This window comes from Viridibacillus sp. NPDC093762 (assembly GCF_050279675.1).
Lineage (GTDB): Bacteria > Bacillota > Bacilli > Bacillales_A > Planococcaceae > Viridibacillus.
This window is the reverse complement of sequence record NZ_JBNNUK010000014.1, coordinates 37,549-55,569: the sequence shown is the minus strand read 5'-3', so window position 1 is coordinate 55,569 and position 18,021 is coordinate 37,549. Positions and strand designations below refer to the sequence as shown.

The window sequence follows — 18,021 nt, the reverse complement described above, 5'->3', positions numbered from 1 at the left end:
TATATGAAAATAGTTTGGTAGTAGAGGTATTAAGGTATCGTATCTGGGCTTATAAAATCAAAGTGTAGTGCATGGGAAAAAGAGAGATATGTTCAACAAGAGTCAATATCGCGGTTGTACTTTAACACGAAAAGGAAATAGTTTAATAATAGGGTATAAGCAAAAGTACAATGAATCTATGGAATTGCTAGTGAAATATGGAAACTGTAATGGGTTTTTAGACTATATATAATTGTGAATTGAGATTTAACATGTAGATTACATACGTTACTTTTTACCATACTACATTACAGATGAATTCACACTATATTATTATTGGTAAGTTATTCCGGGTTTGGACTGTATACATATTATGATTTAAAAAAACATACAAAAACGAGCTCTAAAACTATAAAAAGCTGCCTTTTATATTTACTTTGATGTACTTCGAGAAGGTAGTTTTTTATTGGGTTTAATTTGAAAATAAATAGGAGAAAGTACTTTTTGAAATTAAGTAGTTATATTTATGAATAAATAGAGAATTTGCTATAAAATGCTAGGAGTAGTATAGAAGTAACAAGATTTAACTAATAAATAATTATATTTTTTGCGAAAAAAACTATATTTTAAAAACTATTCTTTTGATTAAATCGTCAAATATAAATAGAAGACAGTAGTGCGTATTTAGGGGGAAGTATAATGTCAAAGCCAGTGAAAGATAATCGCAGATATATAAGTGGTTTGGACGGACTAAGGGCTTTGTCAGTGTTGGCGGTCATCTTGTATCATCTACATTTTAAGTCAGTAGACGGTGGATTTTTAGGTGTAACCATTTTCTTTGTTTTGTCAGGTTATCTAATAACAGATTTACTAGTAAATGAATGGGAAAAAACAGGTAGAATTGATCTGAAAGGATTCTGGATTCGGCGATTTAGAAGGTTAATCCCAGCATTATTTATCATGTTGATCCTAGTTGGTACATGGATTACTCTTTTCCAGAGAACGTTTTTAGTAGGGCTACGTTCAGAAATTGTAGCGGCAGCATTATATGTTAGCAACTGGTTTTACATAGCACAAGATCATTCGTATTTTACATCGTTTGCTCCGCCATCCCCGTTGCAACATATGTGGTCACTTGCAGTAGAGGAACAATTCTACATATTATGGCCAATTATTATGATGCTTGGTTTGAAGGTAGTTAAGAATAGAGGAACTCTGGCAATAGGTATTTTCATAGGGGCACTTGTATCTGCTATTTTAATGTTAGTAATGTATGAACCAGGTGTGGATCCTAGTCGCGTTTATTATGGCACAGATACTCGAGCATTTTCAGTTTTAATAGGAGCAGCATTGGCATTTGTATGGCCAAGTAGAAAGCTTGCTAAAAATGTCACGGATGATGCAAAAAAAATTCTTAACATTGTAGGAATCATTAGTTTTGCTTTATTAGTATTGATGATGATGACGATGGATGAGACAGGTTCATTCTTGTATATGGGCGGTATGTTGTTGGCTTCCCTTGTGACTGCTATTTTAATTGCAGTTATAGTGCATCAGGCAAGTTTTATAGGAAATCTATTTAGTTTTAAACCTCTTATTTGGATAGGGGTACGCTCTTACGGAATATATATTTGGCATTTCCCAATTGTTGTTTTAATGGGAGCAGGGGTTGGATATGAGGATGTTAGCTTTATCAAAGTGATAGTCATTATTGGCTTAACATTACTATTTGCTGGTTTATCTTGGAGATATGTGGAGGACCCGATACGCAGAGGTCAATGGCGAATATGGCTAAAAAATTTTCAATCGAAAGAATGGTCATGGTCTTGGTCTCAGTGGAAATTACCTTATCGTATTGGATCAGCAATAGGTGGCTGTGTACTGATTATTTTCATTCTAGGGATGATTTTCACGCCAACTAAGCAGTCTGCGAGTGAACAATTGGAAGAACATTTAATAGCAGAACAAAAAAAACTCGAAAAAGTACAACAAGAACAGAATATAGAAGTAAAGAAAGCTAATGAAGAGAAAATGAAACAAGAGGAAGGAGAGCGACGCGAAGAAGCGAAGGCGAAAGCTGAAGCAGCAAAAGAACAAGTTGAAGCTTTAGAAAAGGAAAAGGAAAAGGCTAAAAAGGAACAAAAAATACCAAACGATATAACAGTTAGCGCCATTGGTGATTCGGTTATGTTAAGTGCTGCTACGGAGTTACAGAAGGAAATACCACAAATTATTGTTGACGCAAAAATAGGACGTCAAGTATATGATGCTTCAAAAGTAGTGACGGACTTAAAAAATCAAGGCAAATTAGGACAAGTTGTTGTAATAGGTCTTGGCTCTAATGGTGATTTTAGTACAACACAATTAGACACATTATTAAAAGCAATCGGCAAGGACCGTACAATTTACTTGATAAATACAAGGTTGCCAAGGGATTGGCAAGACGGGGTAAATAAAAAATTAAGTGAAGCTGCAAGAAAAAATAGTAATGTAATATTAGTAGATTGGTATAGTGAAACAAATAATGATAAAGACATTTTCTATCCTGATATGATTCATCCAAATGAAAAGGGTGGGGAATTTTATGCCACAATTGTTCGCGAAGCTATAGCGCAATCTATGAATGATAAGTGAATATTAACAAATGAAAAAACTGCATATCAAAATTATTAAAAAGCCTCCAAAAGTTGAAGTTCTAACTTTTGGAGGCTTTTTGCAAAAATAGATGTAAATATTCAATACTAGTACGTTGAGTTATAAACTACACATGTTTTTGAATCAATCCATTATTTGTTGAGAGGTGTTTTACTTTTTGCTTTATCTTCTTTATTACTTAATGAATGGACATGCTCAATAACAGCCTCCTTAGGATCGAGAATTGCAGTCAATCCATTTTTATTATTCATTTCATCACATTTATTAATCCAAAAATCAGCATTTTCAATGCCAACTTTTCTAGGATCAAAAATCGGATCCAAACCAGCTTTTTTCTGACTATCATAGTCTTTCAATACTTTTAAGGCGGGTTTAGAAAGTAACAAAATAGCGGCTAAATTAAGCCAAGCCATACTTCCGATACCTAAATCACCTAATGCCCAAATGAAGGAAACGGATTCTACACTTCCAATATAGACCATACTTAATAATCCAATTTTCAACACAAAATTTAGCCAACGGAATTTTGTGTGTTTGTCTAAATATACTAATGTTGTTTCAGCGATATAGTAATAGGCCATTAAAGTCGTGAAAGCAAAGAAGAATATTGCAATTGATATGAATATGCCTCCGAACCCTGGTAATACGGCCTCTACAGCCGATTGTGTATAAATAGGGCCTGCATCGATTCCTTTCATATTATCAACAATTGGTGCCTTACCTTCAGGTGTTACGCTATACATACCTGAAATTAATATCATAAAGGCAGTTGCTGTACAGACGACAATTGTATCAATATATACAGAAAATGCTTGTACAAGGCCTTGCTTAGCAGGGTGAGATACTTCAGCTGCTGCAGAACTATAAGTTGCCTCACCAACACCTGCTACGTTTGAGAATACCGCTCTACGGACACCCCATGAAATGGCCGCTCCTACAATACCACCAAATGCTTCATGTGCACCAAATGCACTTGAGATGATAAGAGAGAACATAGCTGGAATTTCTGAAAAGTTAGCAAATAATACAATAAGTGTCACTGCTACATAGCCGATAGCCATAAAAGGAACTGCTTTATCAGCAACTGTTGCAATACGTTTCACACCACCGAAAATGATAAATCCTAAAAGCACTACGATAATAAGACCAGAAACATCTTTATTGATACCGAAAACGTTTTCAAAACCTGATGCAATACTGTTTGATTGAACACCTGGCAGTAAGATACCATAAGATATTGTCACAACAATAGCGACTAATATAGCAAACCATTTTATCTTTAATCCTTTTTCAATAAAGTAAGGTGTCCCTCCGCGATATTGAGTACCTATTTTACTTTTATAAACTTGAGCAAGTGTAGATTCGATAAAAGCACTGGCACCCCCGAGTAAAGCCATAACCCACATCCAGAATACTGCACCTGGTCCACCAAACGCGATTGCTGTAGCTACTCCTGCGATATTTCCAATACCAACTCTTCCTGATAAAGCTAGACAGAAGGCTTGGAAAGAAGATATTCCATGGTCAGAATTTTTACCTTCAAATAGTAGCATGATCATTTCTTTGAAGTATCTAAACTGTACAAACTTTGTCATAACCGTAAAAAATAAACCTGCTCCTAAAGCAAAAACAACTAGTCCTGTACTCCATACCTGATCTACTAACCAAGTTACGATAGTCTCCATCTTGACTCCCCCTCATGATTGCAAATAGAATTTATAACAATAATTAATTGATAAACCTTCAATGATTGCATAATTCAGTGGCGTATATGATCGAAGCATCATGCTGTATAACCCTAAATAGTTATTTGGTGAACTAGATATTTCTTAGTAATAAAATAGATAAAGGAATAAAGTGCTTATTCAAAATTGCCTCCTTTGTAAAAATAAGTTCAGTTGACATAGGATAGTAGTGGTTAAGATTTACTGATGTAATATATTCACGCTCCTTTCTTAATCAAAATGAATAATTCTTACTTGAGATATAGTTAATGCAATTTTTGTGCCAAGATTTTTTGGGATTACTTTGAAAATGAAAAAATACCTCAAAATAAAAAAGAGCCACTCCATTAGTTAAGCTAAACTTGAATGGAGGAGCTCTTTTTCTTTTAATTTTTTACTAGGTTTATATCCTGATGATGTTTTATCCAGTATTGCTGTAATTTTTGCTTTCCAATGTTGATATCCGGGTGGAATTGAATAAATGCATTTTCTCTAGTTGAGTTCAATTGTTTAAGTGCATCTTGTATCTCTTGTTCTAGTTTGCCATTATTATTTCTATTGGCAATTGTTAAACCCGCTAAATGTCCTTGTTTAATAGCAATTTTAGCACCTTCAATCCCTGTGATATTGCCAGCTACGTAAAGGCCATCTAGAGTTGTTTCCATCGTCTCATTATGTAGGGGAACATAGCCACCAAGTTCTTCAATCCAATGGAATGGACAGCCTGCTAAAGCGGCTAATTCTGCTAATGGATATAAGCCACCAGCGATGCAGACGAAATCAGCACTAATTTTTGTTTCTGTCCCAGGGATTATTTCACCTGATGGACTAATATCTGCTAGGACAACACCTTCTACAGAATCATTACCATAAATTTCAATAACAGCTTTGCGAAGCATAATTGGAATATCCCACATTTTCATACCTTTTTTAGGATAGAAGGTGATTCCCATTTTTTTTAGAAAATCATTTTTCATTAATTTACTTCCCATTTTTACTAATTGGGAAGGAGCCATATGTGCCACATTTAATAAGGAGTTCATAACGGCTAGAGGATTCCCAGTTTCCTCTGTTACCTTTGTTAGCTTAGGCAAGGCAATACATGCAACTTCTATATTTGCTATTTTTAATTCCATTGCAATCGCAGAAGAAAGTACATTAACACCTACAATCACGCCTTTATTCCCTGGTTTAACACGATGAACATTTGTCATGACTTGAGCAGCGCCTACAGACATTACACCTGGTAGCGTCCACCCAGGTATAGGGATTGGCGATTCAGCAGCACCTGTCGCTAATAATAAATTTGGTGTTGTATAGGTATGTTCATTAGTATATACAACCCACTGGTCATCAATTTTTTCAATATTAGAGACTGGAGTACTTAATTTAAAATCAACACCTAATGTTAGTGCGCTATTGTAGAGGTTTGCGGATTCCTTGACGCCATTCCACCAGCCACCTGTTGGTTCTTCGTATAATTGACCAAGTAATCTACCACCTGCTTTCATATATTCATCAATGACAGTTACTTTTAATCCTTGTTGTGCCATGGAGATAGCTCCAGATAAGCCTGCTGGCCCTGCACCGATTACGATAGCATTATTCATTATTAGCCCTCCAATCACGAACGGGTGTTGGTAATTTGCCACCACTTATGATGTCCATATTCTCCTCTAATGGTGTTAAACATGCACGGACGCCTTGTTGGCCGTTAACATGTACTCTGCATTCGAAACAATGTCCAATATTGCAGTAAATACCTCTTGGTGTCCCGCTCTCCTCATGATAACGGATTGTACGAATACCGTTTGCCAATAAAGCAGCAGCAATAGATTCTCCTAATAAACCTGTTAGTGTTTCACCGTTATAAGTAAATGAAATTGTATTTAAGTCATTTAATCGCCCTAATACCGGGTGATCTATAATACGCATTGTCATTCATTTACACCTCCTAAGTCACCAAAGTGAATTGGACGAATGGGTGGCTGATATTTTAAGGAAACTTGTTTCTCGTTTCTCGGTTGAACTTTATTAGCTATACTGTCGACTAAATTACGGCATGTTCTACCTCCACAGTAGCCCATACCAGCTCTAGTGCGAAGCTTTAGTTCGCGGGCTGTGCAATCGTAAGTTGTTGCTGTCTCGACTAATTGCCCGTAAGTTACTTCTTCACATCTACAAATTATCATGTTATTTTCTGACAATACGCTCACCACTTTCAAAAATGTTTGCAATCTATTCTTAAAATAAATGCAAGAACTATGCCAAAAGCCAACTGTAGTTATTTTATGCCTAATTTATTTAGACGGTTGTAAAGTGTAGCGCGGGTGATACCAAGGTTTTTTGCACATGTATTTTTATTCCCTTCGGCTTTATGTAACTCTTTAAGTAATATATCTTTTTCGTATTCTTGTAATTGGAGATTCAAGGGGAGGGAATCGTATTGTTTCAAAGAATCGCTCTCTTCTTTTTTATTATTGGTAAGGGAGGGAGCGTGAGCGTGTAACTCGATTGGTAAGTCCTCAGATTTTATTATTCCGTTATCAGAGAATACAACAAGTCTTTCAACAACGTTTTTTAGTTCACGAATATTCCCTGGCCATGAGTAGTTCATTAGATTTTGTAGTATGTCTTGAGAAATACCGTGAACAGGGCGGTTATACTTAATAGAAATTTCATATAAGAAATAATGGGTTAATTCGATAATGTCGCTGATTCTTTCACGTAGAGCAGGAATTTTAATATTGACTACGTTTAAGCGATAATATAAATCTTCTCTAAACTTTCCTTCTTTTATAAGCTCCATAAGATCACGGTTAGTAGCTGCAACAACATGAAAATCAACTTCAATTTCCTTAGTTCCCCCAACAGGATAGAATTTCTTTTCTTGCAGAAGCCGTAAGATTTTAACCTGCATATCGAGTGGCATTTCACCGATTTCATCTAAAAACAATGTTCCGCCCTTTGCAAGTTCCACTTTTCCTTTTTTCCCTTTTTGATCTGCTCCAGAAAATGCTCCTTTTTCATAACCAAAGATTTCACTTTCAAATAGTCCTGGTGGAATGGCACCACAGTTAATAGCTATAAACGGAGCTTTATCATCTTCTCTAATAGTGTGAATGGCTTTAGCAAATAACTCTTTTCCAACACCGCTTTCACCATTTATCAAAATATTGGCATGTGTTGTAGCAGCCTTTTTTACTCTCTCTAATGTCTTTTTTAGTGTTGGGCTATTTCCTTTTATGTAAGTGAAGGGATTATCAGCGTTTTTTACTTTTCTTACTTCTTCTTCTAGAGAGAATAATTTTTCTGATGTCTCGTAAAGCTCATTATTTAAACGAATTTGATTTGTAATATTCGTTTCTGAGACAACTGCTCCAATAATAGTATCTTGCCAAATTACTGGATTTGAATTAATTCGTACAACTAAATCTTCTCGTGGCTGATGCTGAGCATGTTGAATAGATGTCCCTTTTTGCAATGAATTTAGAATTTCGAGGTGTTCAGCCTGGAAAAAATCAGTGATAGGTCGACCTAATACATCACGTTCCTTTAACGTAAATAACTCCTCTGCACCTTTTGTCCAATATAATATGTTCTGATTTTCATCAATAACTGTGCAAGATTCATCAATGGTATTTAAAATCGTATCAAAAAATATATTAGCTTTTATGTGCTCTGTAAATAAATTAGAAAGCAATAGAGTGCTAGTAGTATAGCCGATAATGTCACCATCCATAGTAAATAAAAAAGGCTTATTATGCTCACAAGCATTAAGAATAGTTGGCATCGGAGTATCAAAAGAAAAGATATCGCAAAAAATCTGTGCATCATCAAATTTAATAAATATTTCCCCAGTATCATTACGATAAAAAGTTTGTTCTGATGAATTATTTTGTAATGAAGAAGTTAAAAGTTCTTTTGAATCAAGTATTGAAAAGTTTTTTGATAAGAGCTTAAGAAGTAATTTTTGTTCATTATTCATAAATATCCCCTACCTCAATTGTTAAATAAATTAGAATTGTCTAATTTATTTTACACAATATAAGAAAAAATAGAAAGTTAATCCAACTATTCTGAAAATATCTCTAAAAATTGGTTGTTTTATATTTATAGTGACTGTACTTTAGCAATCAATTTATATTTTATAAGCTGAACGCTAAATAGATAATTCAATAAAACAGATATTGAGAGGTTTTTAATACTAATTAATTTATCTAATTTTATTAAATAAGTGAGATCTTCTGGGCAAAATTAAAAGTTGGCACGGTTCCTGCATTATATATTGTTGACGAAAAGAAAAAGGAGGAGACATAGTGAGTGCTATACAACATAGAGATATTGTTGTGATAGGTGGGGGGATCATTGGTGCAGCAATCGCGTATTATGGCTCTAAAGCAGGTCTAGATATAACAGTACTTGAAAAAAATGAACTGGCTAGTGGAACATCTTCAAGATGCGACGGCAACATTTTAGCAATAGATAAAGATCCGGGTTTTGATAGCCAAATGTCTTTAAAAAGCCAGGAACTTGTTCATAAATTGAGTAATGAATTAGAAATACCTTTTGAATATAGGAATCCTGGTAGTATTTTAGTTTGTGAAAATGATGCTGAAATGGAAGCAGCAAATCAATGGGTGAAAAGGCAACAAGAAGCTGGTCTAGATTTCAAAATGTTAGATCGACAAGATTTACGTAACGAATCAAAGTATTTTGCAGATGATTTATATGGGGGGCTAGAGTGTGCAACTGACTCAACTGTAAACCCATATATGCTGACGTTTTCTATGTTCCATAGTGCAGAAAAGCAAGGTACAAGAATTCATAAAAATATTGAAGTAAAGCATATAAAGAAAGATCCTGATGGTCACTTTACAATCGAAACGTCTAATGGCATCTTTTCAGCAAATAAAGTAGTTAATGCATGCGGAGTTTGGGCTCCAAAAATTGGTGAAATGTTAGATTTACATATCCCCATTTTACCAAGGAAAGGTCAGCTTATTGTGGCATCTCGTCAAGAGCCGGTTGGTCTGCGTAAAGTGATGGAATTTGGTTATTTAATATCGAAATTCGGTGGAGAAAGACAGGTGGATAAAGCGACTGAACAATATGGTGTTGCTTTAGTTTTTGAACCAACAGAGAGTCAAAATTTTTTAATTGGTAGTAGCCGTCAATTTGCTGGATTTGATACAAGAGTAGACCATGAAGTAACGAAGTATATAGCAAAGAGGGCAGTTCGTTTTTATCCTAAAATGGCTGATATGACAGTAATTCGAACTTATGCAGGATTACGCCCATGGACAGAGGATCATTTACCTATAATTTCTGAAGTTGAACATATTCCTGGATTTTATATTGCAGCAGGACATGAGGGTGATGGTATTAGTTTAGCAGCTGTGACTGGAAAATTAATTGAAGAAATGCTTACTGAAAAAGTTACTTCTGTTCCAATTGAACCTTTAAGATTACAACGTTTTAGGGAAAGGATGTTGACCTAATGAATCTGCAAAGATTATTTACAACCGTTGATACTCATACAGGAGGGAATCCAACACGAACATTAGTTAGTGGGTTACCACCTTTAAAAGGTAAAACTATGTCTGAAAAAATGCTCTACATGCAACAAAACTATGATTGGATTAGAAAATTTTTGATGAATGAACCCCGTGGACACGATGTGATGTCCGGTGCTTTTATTACAGATCCTTGTCATCCAGATGCAGATGTTGGCGTAATTTATGTAGAAACAGGCGGTTATTTACCAATGTGTGGACACGATACAATTGGTCTGTGTACAGCATTGATTGAAACGGGAATGGTGCCGGTTGTAGAACCGTATACAAATATTAAAGTAGATACACCTGCAGGATTAGTAGATGTACAAGTGATGGTAGAAAAAGGCATAGCAAAAGAAGTAACTTTTGCTAATGTTCCAGCATTTTTATTGAAGTCTATTGAAATTGATGTGGCGGATATTGGGGAAGTGAAATGTGACATTGCTTATGGTGGGAATTTTTATGGAATTATAGATGCTCGATCATTGGATCTACCATTAGTTGAAAACAATGCATCTACCATTATCGACAAAGGTATTCAAATTCGTAACGCTATAAATGAGCGTGAAGAAATTGTGCATCCTGAATTTCCGTTTATTCGTGGTCTAACACATATTGAATTTTTTACAGATCCGGTTCATCCAACGGCAGATGTGAAAAATACAGTAATTGTTCCTCCAGGGGGAATTGATCGTTCACCTTGTGGAACAGGGACTTCTGCAAAACTGGCTACATTGTTTAGTAAAGGTGAAATTGGCATAGATGAGCTCTTTGTACATGAAAGTATTGTGGGGACTCTATTTAAAGCGAGAGTATTAGAAAAAACGAAAGTTAAACAATTAGATGCAGTGATTACTGAAGTAACTGGTTCGGCTTGGCTTATGGGCATGCACCGCTTCTTTTATAATGAACGTGATCCTTTAAAAGAAGGGTTCCTACTTATTCCACCTATGGAACATGAAACAGAGAAAGAAGGTGTCTAAATGAAGTTTGAGAAAATGTTTAGCACGATTGATGCGCATGTTGCGGGCGAAGCATACCGTATCGTAATTCAATCACCAATCACCTTTGCAGAAAATAACATTAAAATGAATCACGAAAAACTACAATCACAATTTGAAAACACTAAAAATCTGCTGCTAAAAGAACCTAGAGGCCATCGAGGTATGCACGGATGCATCGTTCTACCTTCGGTTGTAGCAGATTTTAGCCTACTATTCTTTACTCATGAAGGAGTAAGTAATTTTAAATTCGAGTCTTTAATTGCGACTTTAACAGGACTATTAGAAACAGGGAATCTACAACAAAAATCTTCACATCTTTATACCATTGAAACAGTGAACGGGATTTTTGAGTTACATGCTGAAATAGATGATGGTGAAGTTATTGCTGTAACACTTCGTCACTCAAGTGATTTAATAGTTGAGAATTCTCAGGATACGCCTCTAATAGTAATAGATGAAGAGAGACAGTATGCATTATTCGAGAAGGTAAATGAAGCTCAAGAAATTACTTTGGAGAATTTAGCTTCACTTAGTAAATGGGGCAAGGAAAAAATTCGTAACTTAGTGGAAAAAGGTATAAATGTTACGGGTGTCATTTTAATAGAGCCAGATGCTGAAGACATTTCTCAAGTACGCTCAGTAACATTTGAGAGTGATGGTTATATTTTACGCTCACCAGGTATCGATAGTACTCTTGCGATTGCAAAAGTTTATCAGAAAGAAGTATTACAAAACTCAAGTATTTTTAATAGTACATTTATAGTGCAAAAGGATTCAAGTGAAGCGCTTTATACTATTTCAACAGAAGCTTTTGTGACAGGTATACATCAGTTTATATTCGATCAGGAAGATCCGTTAGAAAACGGTTTTATATTAGCTTAAACAAATTTGAGGAGGAAATAACATGACAAAATTAGAAGGCGTTTTTCCAGTATTAATCACACCTATGTTCGACAATGGTGAAGTGAATTGGGAAGGATTCAAAAATAATATTGAGTATTTTGTTGCACAAAATGTAGGTGGTATAACGATTAATGGTAGTACTGGAGAATTTGTTAGTTTAACAAAAGAAGAACGATTTAAAGCTGTAGAAATCGCTGTTGCACAAGTAAATGGTCGTATACCCTTAATTGTTGGTACAGCAGCAGAAACGACTGCTGATGCAATTGAGTTTACAAAACAAGCTGAAGAAGCAGGTGCTGATGCAGCATTATTAATCAATTCATACTATGCTCATCCAAAAGAAAATGAAATCTATGAGCATTTCAAAGAAGTCGCAGAATCTGTGAAATTACCAATCATGATTTATAATAATCCGTTCACATCTGGCGTAAATATTAGCCAAGAAACGATTTTACAAGTCGGTCGTGACGTAGAGAATATTACACATATTAAAGAATCAAGTGGTGAAATCCGTAAAGTACGTGATATTACACGCCAAGGTAAAGGCTTTATCAAAACATTCTGTGGTGCAGATGATTTAGTATTAGAATCATTTCTAGTTGGAGCGACAGGATGGATTTCAGTAGCAGGTAATATCGCGCCAAAATTAGCGGTAGAACTATATGAGAGTGTGCAAAATGGCGATTTAGATAATGCTTGGTCAGTATATGATCGCTTATTACCATTATGTAACTTCCTAGAGGGTTCAGGAAAGTATGTGCAAATCGTTAAACGAGCAATGGAGATTAAAGGATTAGCGGGTGGTCCGGCACGTAAGCCACGCTTACCATTGACAGAGGAAGAGGATGCACAATTAAAAGAACTTATTAAAAGCGTAGAAACTGTACAACAATAATTCTGTCAAAAAATTTTTAGAATCTATCGTAAAAAAGTAAATGGTCCTCTCTTGATGAATAATTTAAATAGAGGGCCGTTTTCAATGAATATACTTATGAAGGGAGCATGAAGAATGACAACAATTAGTTATGATTTAAAAGAAAAAGTACAAGAATTTTTAAAAGAAGCTACAGGGTTATATATTAATGGTGAATATGTACCATCAATTAATGGATCAAAGTTTGACGTTATTGATCCGGCAACAGAAGAGGTTATTACACAAGTAAGTAAAGCTCAATTAGAAGATATTGATGTAGCAGTATCTGCGGCTCGCAAAGCTTTTGACGAAGGTGCATGGACGAAATTAGAAGCAGCAGAGAGATCACGTCTTATGTACAAATTTGCAGATTTGTTAGAGGAACATCGTGAGGAACTTGCACAGATAGAATCGCTTGATAATGGTAAACCGTATGAGGTGGCTTTGTCCGATGATATTGATGGTACAATTCAGCATTTCAGATATTATGCAGGATGGGCAACAAAAAGTTTAGGTAATACCGTTCCAGTATCTCCTGATTACGTCACTTATACGGTTCACGAGCCAGTAGGTGTTGTAGGGCAGATAATTCCATGGAATTTCCCGTTAGCGATGGCCGCTTGGAAACTTGGAGCTGCACTGGCAGTAGGTTGTACGGTTGTTATTAAGCCAGCTTCAGAAACGCCATTGTCTTTATTATACGCGGCTAAATTATTTAAAGAAGCTGGCTTTCCAGATGGTGTTGTTAATGTTGTTCCTGGCTCAGGGCGAGACGCAGGGGGAGCAATTGTAGCACATCCTCTTGTTGATAGAGTGGCGTTTACAGGATCTACTGCGACGGGTAAAAAAGTAATGGAAACAGCTGCACAGCAAATTAAAGGTGTGACATTAGAACTTGGTGGTAAATCACCAAGCATCATTTTAGAAGATGCTAATTTGGAAGAAGCTATTGAAGGTGTCTTCAATGGGATTATGTACAACCACGGTCAAAACTGTAGTGCGTGTTCACGCTTATTTATTCACCGCAAACATCATGATTATGTTGTTGGGGAATTAGTGAAACGAGCTAATAACTTAAAACTAGGGAGTGGTTTAGAGCCTTCAACAGAGATGGGCCCATTAGTATCTGCAAAACAGCAAAATACTGTTTTAGGCTATATTGAAAAAGGAAAAGCAGAAGGTGCAAAATTAGTTGCAGGTGGTGGCAAGCCATTTGATAAAGGTTATTTTGTAGAACCTACTATTTTTGTTGATGTTGAAGATCATATGACCATTGCTCGTGAGGAGATTTTTGGACCAGTACTTGCTGTATTTGTATTTGATACAGTTGATGAGGTTATTCGACGTGCAAATGATAGTGACTATGGTTTAGCTGCTAGTGTGTGGACTGAGAATATTAAAACAGGTCATTATATCGCCAATCGTTTACAATCTGGGACAGTATGGATTAATGATTTTGGTCTTGAATGGGAAACAATGCCGTTTGGAGGATATAAAAAATCCGGTGTTGGTAGAGAAATGGGCGGAGAATATGGTCTAGCAAACTACACTGAGGTTAAGAGTGTATTTGTGAATATTAAACGTTCATAACAAATCGACTTTTAAATCAAATGCTTTAAGACATCGTAAAAATAAGATTAACATTTCAATATTAGTATTAAAGAAAATGCTCGATATCCTATTTAGGGTATCGAGCATTTTGTAGTTGAAGTTATAGCTCCTTACGCTTACTAGCAGAAGGAATCCTCATTTCCTCCCGGTATTTATTGATAGTTCTCCTAGAGATTGTGATGCCATATTCGGAGTTGAAATATTCTGCCATTTTTTGATCGGAATAAGGTTTTATTTTATTTTCTTCAGCAATGAGCTGTTGCAAAAGAGTCTTTACTTTTTCTTGTGAAATCGTATGGCCATCTTTTGTTTCGAGTTTGGATGTAAATAAGTTTTTAAGTTCAAATGTACCAATTGGTGTTTGAACAAATTTATTGGTTGTTGCTCGACTTACGGTTGATTCATGCATTTCTATAGCTTCTGCTACTTCTTTTAAAGTAAGTGGTTGTAAAGCAGAAAAACCTTTAAGGAAAAATTCCTGTTGCTTTCCTATAAGTACCTGCATGATTTTAATAATTGTATTACGACGCTGTTCGATACTGTTAATGAGCCAATTATAGTTTTTATAATGCTCATTAATGTATTTTTTTTCATTACGATTTGTAACTGGTAAGTTCATGTAAAAACTATTTAAATGGATATTTGGTAGGTAGGTATCATTTAAATGGAATAGTAATTGATGATTATGTTCTTCCACAATAATATCTGGACGCAAATATTCCGTTGTTTCATGACTCATAACAGCACAGGGTTTCGGATTCAAAGTTTTAATCAAATCATTACATTCTTTTATTTCTGCAAGTGAAATACGCATTTTATTGGCGATAACTTGCCATTTTTTCTCTGCTAATAAATTTAAATGTTCATTAATAAGTATAGTAAGTTGTTGGTGTTCAGGATATCGATCACGAGCTTGTAAGGTTAGACATTCTTCTAATGTACGGGCACCAATACCAGAAGGACCGATTTGTTGTAATAGTTGTATTCCTTCAGTAATTTCTTTTGTTTCAGAAGTGGTATGTATGTGATCCGTTTGGAAGTAGCCTTGATCATCTAAATTATAAATAATGTATTTTAACTGTTTTTGTATGAAGTCATCATTGAAATTAAGTTTTACTGATTTATATAAATAATCTCTAAAATCCATTTCAGCCTTATATGTAAAATCTGTAGTTTCTTTTCTTGAGTGATTTGAAAAAGTGTACATAGGTAACTTCTCGACGTATTGAGCATCTGCTTTTTCTTGAAGTTCAATTAAAGGGTTCTCTAATTCTTGTTGCCGGATAAATTGTTCTAAATCATCATTAGAGTATTGAAGTAACTCGATTGACTGTCTAAGTTGAACTGTCATTAACATTTTCAATTCCTGGCGTTGTTGAATTACAAGTTCCATATAATCCCCCTCTAAACTAATTCAACCATTATTTAATTATTGTAGCACATGTTCCATTTCTTCAAAAATAAGTATTGCTATGAAAATATATTATAGAAGAATTCGCTCGGATTTAAAATTTCGATATTTTTCTATTTAAAGTAAATAAAATTGTTGTTAATGTAGTTATTTACTAATGATAGATTATTTTGAATTTAAAATCAAAATATGTCGTGTTGTGTTGGTAGAAACTCGAATTGGCATGAAGATTGCATATATTAATTTATGAAAATGATAAATTTCAATTTAAAGAGAGATGGGGGGTATTTTATGTTTCGTTATATTATGAGTAGGATTGGTTATATGTTTGTTACATTGTTTATCATTATTTTATTATCGTTTGTATTAATGCAGACGTTACCTGGGTCACCTTTTAATGATGAAAAATTGCCACCTACACAAAAAGAATTATTATACGAAAAGTATGGATTAGATAAGCCGGTAGCCGAACAGTTTGTAATTTACTTGAAAAATTTATCACAAGGGGATTTAGGTGTTTCCTTTACCTTTGATAATCGTCCAGTAACGAAGATTATTAGTGAACGTATTGGCGCTTCAGTCGTTTTAGGGATACAAGCGATTCTATTAGGGACGATGATAGGTTTATTATTAGGTATTTTAGCTGCATTAAGGCATAACTCATTTTGGGATTATGGTGCCATGTTAATAGCAGTATTGGGTATTTCAATTCCGTCTTTTGTATTTGCAGGTTTTTTACAATATTGGGTAGGGGTCAAACTAGAGTGGTTACCAATTGCCTTTTGGGGAGGATTTGAATATTCAATTTTGCCAACATTTGCGCTGTCCGTAAGTGTTGTTGCAACAATTGCTAGATTTACACGTATCGAAATGTTAGAAGTCTTAGGACAAGAGTATATTATAACTGCAAAATCAAAAGGGCTATCCAGTTTCGAAATCATAGGTAAGCATGGAATAAGAAACGCACTTATTCCTATTATTACAATTATCGGTCCACTTATTGTTAATACTATTACGGGTTCACTTGTTATTGAGAAGATATTTAGTATACCAGGATTGGGCGAACAATTTGTTAATTCAATCATTACGAATGACTACCAACTGATTATGGGAACCACTATTTTTTATGCTGTTCTTTTCGTAGTAGTTGTATTAATTGTAGATATTTTATACGGCTTTATTGATCCGCGTATTAGAGTAGCGGGGGGGAACCGATAATGGTAATAAAACATGATGAAAATTTAAAAGTGAAAAAGTATACACCTGATTTATTTGAACCATCCAATCAAGATGCAATAAAAAGAGAACAAATCATGAGACCTGAGCAATCCTTTTGGCAGGATGCCTGGCATAGGCTGATAAAAAATAAAGCCGCTGTCTTAGGTTTACTGATTATTGTAGGTGTCATTTTATTGGCGATATTTGGACCTTATATGAACAGTCATGGTTATGACGAACAAGATTTAACCCGCACTAATTTGCCACCGAAGATTCCGGTGCTAGAGAATATTTCATTCTTAGGAGTTGATGGCAAGGACATTCGTAATGTCGATCAATATACTTCTAAAAACGTTGATGAGTTCTTTTGGTTTGGTACAGATGAATTGGGACGTGATTTATGGACGAGAGTTTGGCAAGGGACTAGGATTTCGTTATATATTGCTTTTTTAGCAGCGACTATAGATTTAATTATTGGTGTGGCATATGGAGCAGTGTCGTCATTTTATGGAGGAAGACTCGATACATTGATGCAGCGTATTATTGAAGTTCTAGTCGGAATTCCTGGTTTAATTGTCAATATATTATTGATTTTAATATTAAAGCCAGGGATTCTTTCTATTACATTAGCAATGGTTATTGTAGGTTGGATAGGAATGGCCCGGATTGTTCGAGCACAAATACTAAAGCTGAAAGGCCAAGAATATGTATTAGCTTCTAAAACTTTAGGCGCGAGCAACCAGCGTTTAATATGGAAACATTTGATACCAAATACATTTGGTCCGATTATTGTGGTTACAACTTTCACTATTCCAGGTGCTATTTTTACAGAGGCTTTATTAAGCTTTATTGGCTTAGGATTACAGCCGCCCGTGGCCTCTTTAGGAACCATTGTGAATGATTCTTTTAAATTATTGAGCATGTATCCACATGGAATGATCGTATCGTCAATCATTATTAGTTTAATCATGATTAGCTTTAATTTATTAGGTGATGGTTTACGGGATGCGTTTGACCCTAAAATGAGAAAATAAGGGGGATGAAA

At 35.1% G+C, this 18,021-nt stretch carries 14 protein-coding genes; 8 read left to right on the top strand and 6 right to left on the bottom strand.

Features of this window, described 5'->3' with window-relative positions:
* The first annotated feature begins 678 nt into the window (after positions 1-678).
* On the top strand, positions 679-2,613 hold the full coding sequence (locus tag ACQKM9_RS15955) for an acyltransferase family protein (protein WP_427735347.1): 1,935 nt from the start codon (positions 679-681) through the stop codon (positions 2,611-2,613).
* A 152-nt stretch (positions 2,614-2,765) separates the two neighbouring features.
* Here the strand turns inward: ACQKM9_RS15955 and ACQKM9_RS15950 are convergent, their stop codons facing one another.
* The 5 genes from ACQKM9_RS15950 to ACQKM9_RS15930 form a co-directional block, all read right to left on the bottom strand.
* On the bottom strand, positions 2,766-4,319 hold the full coding sequence (locus tag ACQKM9_RS15950; RefSeq protein WP_427735346.1) for an alanine/glycine:cation symporter family protein: 1,554 nt from the start codon (positions 4,317-4,319) through the stop codon (positions 2,766-2,768).
* A gap of 425 nt (positions 4,320-4,744) precedes the next feature.
* Positions 4,745-5,968, bottom strand: a complete 1,224-nt coding sequence (locus ACQKM9_RS15945) for an NAD(P)/FAD-dependent oxidoreductase (RefSeq protein WP_427735345.1) — start codon at positions 5,966-5,968, stop codon at positions 4,745-4,747.
* Complete coding sequence (locus ACQKM9_RS15940) at positions 5,961-6,299, bottom strand: (2Fe-2S)-binding protein (protein ID WP_427735344.1); 339 nt, start codon at positions 6,297-6,299, stop codon at positions 5,961-5,963. The genes ACQKM9_RS15945 and ACQKM9_RS15940 overlap by 8 nt, the downstream gene beginning before the upstream one ends.
* Positions 6,296-6,550 carry a (2Fe-2S)-binding protein gene (locus ACQKM9_RS15935; RefSeq protein ID WP_427735342.1) on the bottom strand — a complete coding sequence of 85 codons (255 nt, stop codon included), beginning with the start codon at positions 6,548-6,550 and terminating at the stop codon, positions 6,296-6,298. Before ACQKM9_RS15935 ends, ACQKM9_RS15940 begins: the two co-directional genes overlap by 4 nt.
* Before the next feature lie 92 nt (positions 6,551-6,642).
* Complete coding sequence (locus ACQKM9_RS15930) at positions 6,643-8,346, bottom strand: sigma-54 interaction domain-containing protein (RefSeq protein WP_427735341.1); 1,704 nt, start codon at positions 8,344-8,346, stop codon at positions 6,643-6,645.
* A gap of 340 nt (positions 8,347-8,686) precedes the next feature.
* On the opposite strand from ACQKM9_RS15930, the gene ACQKM9_RS15925 reads away from it, so the two are divergent.
* From ACQKM9_RS15925 to ACQKM9_RS15905, 5 genes are all read left to right on the top strand, one after another.
* Positions 8,687-9,859, top strand: coding sequence for an NAD(P)/FAD-dependent oxidoreductase (locus tag ACQKM9_RS15925; RefSeq protein ID WP_427735387.1), 1,173 nt, complete (start codon positions 8,687-8,689; stop codon positions 9,857-9,859).
* Positions 9,859-10,899 carry a proline racemase family protein gene (locus ACQKM9_RS15920; protein WP_427735340.1) on the top strand — a complete coding sequence of 347 codons (1,041 nt, stop codon included), beginning with the start codon at positions 9,859-9,861 and terminating at the stop codon, positions 10,897-10,899. Before ACQKM9_RS15925 ends, ACQKM9_RS15920 begins: the two co-directional genes overlap by 1 nt.
* The gene (locus ACQKM9_RS15915) at positions 10,900-11,802 is read left to right on the top strand and encodes a proline racemase family protein (RefSeq protein WP_427735339.1); all 903 of its coding nucleotides are present in this window, start codon (positions 10,900-10,902) and stop codon (positions 11,800-11,802) included.
* 22 nt (positions 11,803-11,824) lie between these two features.
* Positions 11,825-12,718, top strand: coding sequence for a 4-hydroxy-tetrahydrodipicolinate synthase (dapA, locus tag ACQKM9_RS15910; RefSeq protein WP_427735338.1), 894 nt, complete (start codon positions 11,825-11,827; stop codon positions 12,716-12,718).
* 114 nt (positions 12,719-12,832) lie between these two features.
* Positions 12,833-14,326 (top strand): aldehyde dehydrogenase family protein, encoded by a 1,494-nt coding sequence (locus ACQKM9_RS15905; protein ID WP_427735337.1) that lies wholly within the window; start codon positions 12,833-12,835, stop codon positions 14,324-14,326.
* 121 nt (positions 14,327-14,447) lie between these two features.
* On the opposite strand, the gene rpoN is transcribed toward ACQKM9_RS15905, so the two are convergent.
* Positions 14,448-15,740 (bottom strand): RNA polymerase factor sigma-54, encoded by a 1,293-nt coding sequence (rpoN, locus tag ACQKM9_RS15900; protein WP_427735336.1) that lies wholly within the window; start codon positions 15,738-15,740, stop codon positions 14,448-14,450.
* 309 nt (positions 15,741-16,049) lie between these two features.
* On the opposite strand from rpoN, the gene opp3b reads away from it, so the two are divergent.
* Both opp3b and opp3C read left to right on the top strand, forming a co-directional pair.
* The gene (gene opp3b / locus ACQKM9_RS15895; RefSeq protein ID WP_427735335.1) at positions 16,050-16,976 is read left to right on the top strand and encodes an oligopeptide ABC transporter permease; all 927 of its coding nucleotides are present in this window, start codon (positions 16,050-16,052) and stop codon (positions 16,974-16,976) included.
* A complete protein-coding gene (gene opp3C / locus ACQKM9_RS15890) occupies positions 16,976-18,010 on the top strand; it encodes an oligopeptide ABC transporter permease (RefSeq protein ID WP_427735334.1) in 1,035 nt (344 codons plus the stop codon). The genes opp3b and opp3C overlap by 1 nt, the downstream gene beginning before the upstream one ends.
* The last annotated feature ends 11 nt before the right edge of the window (positions 18,011-18,021 follow it).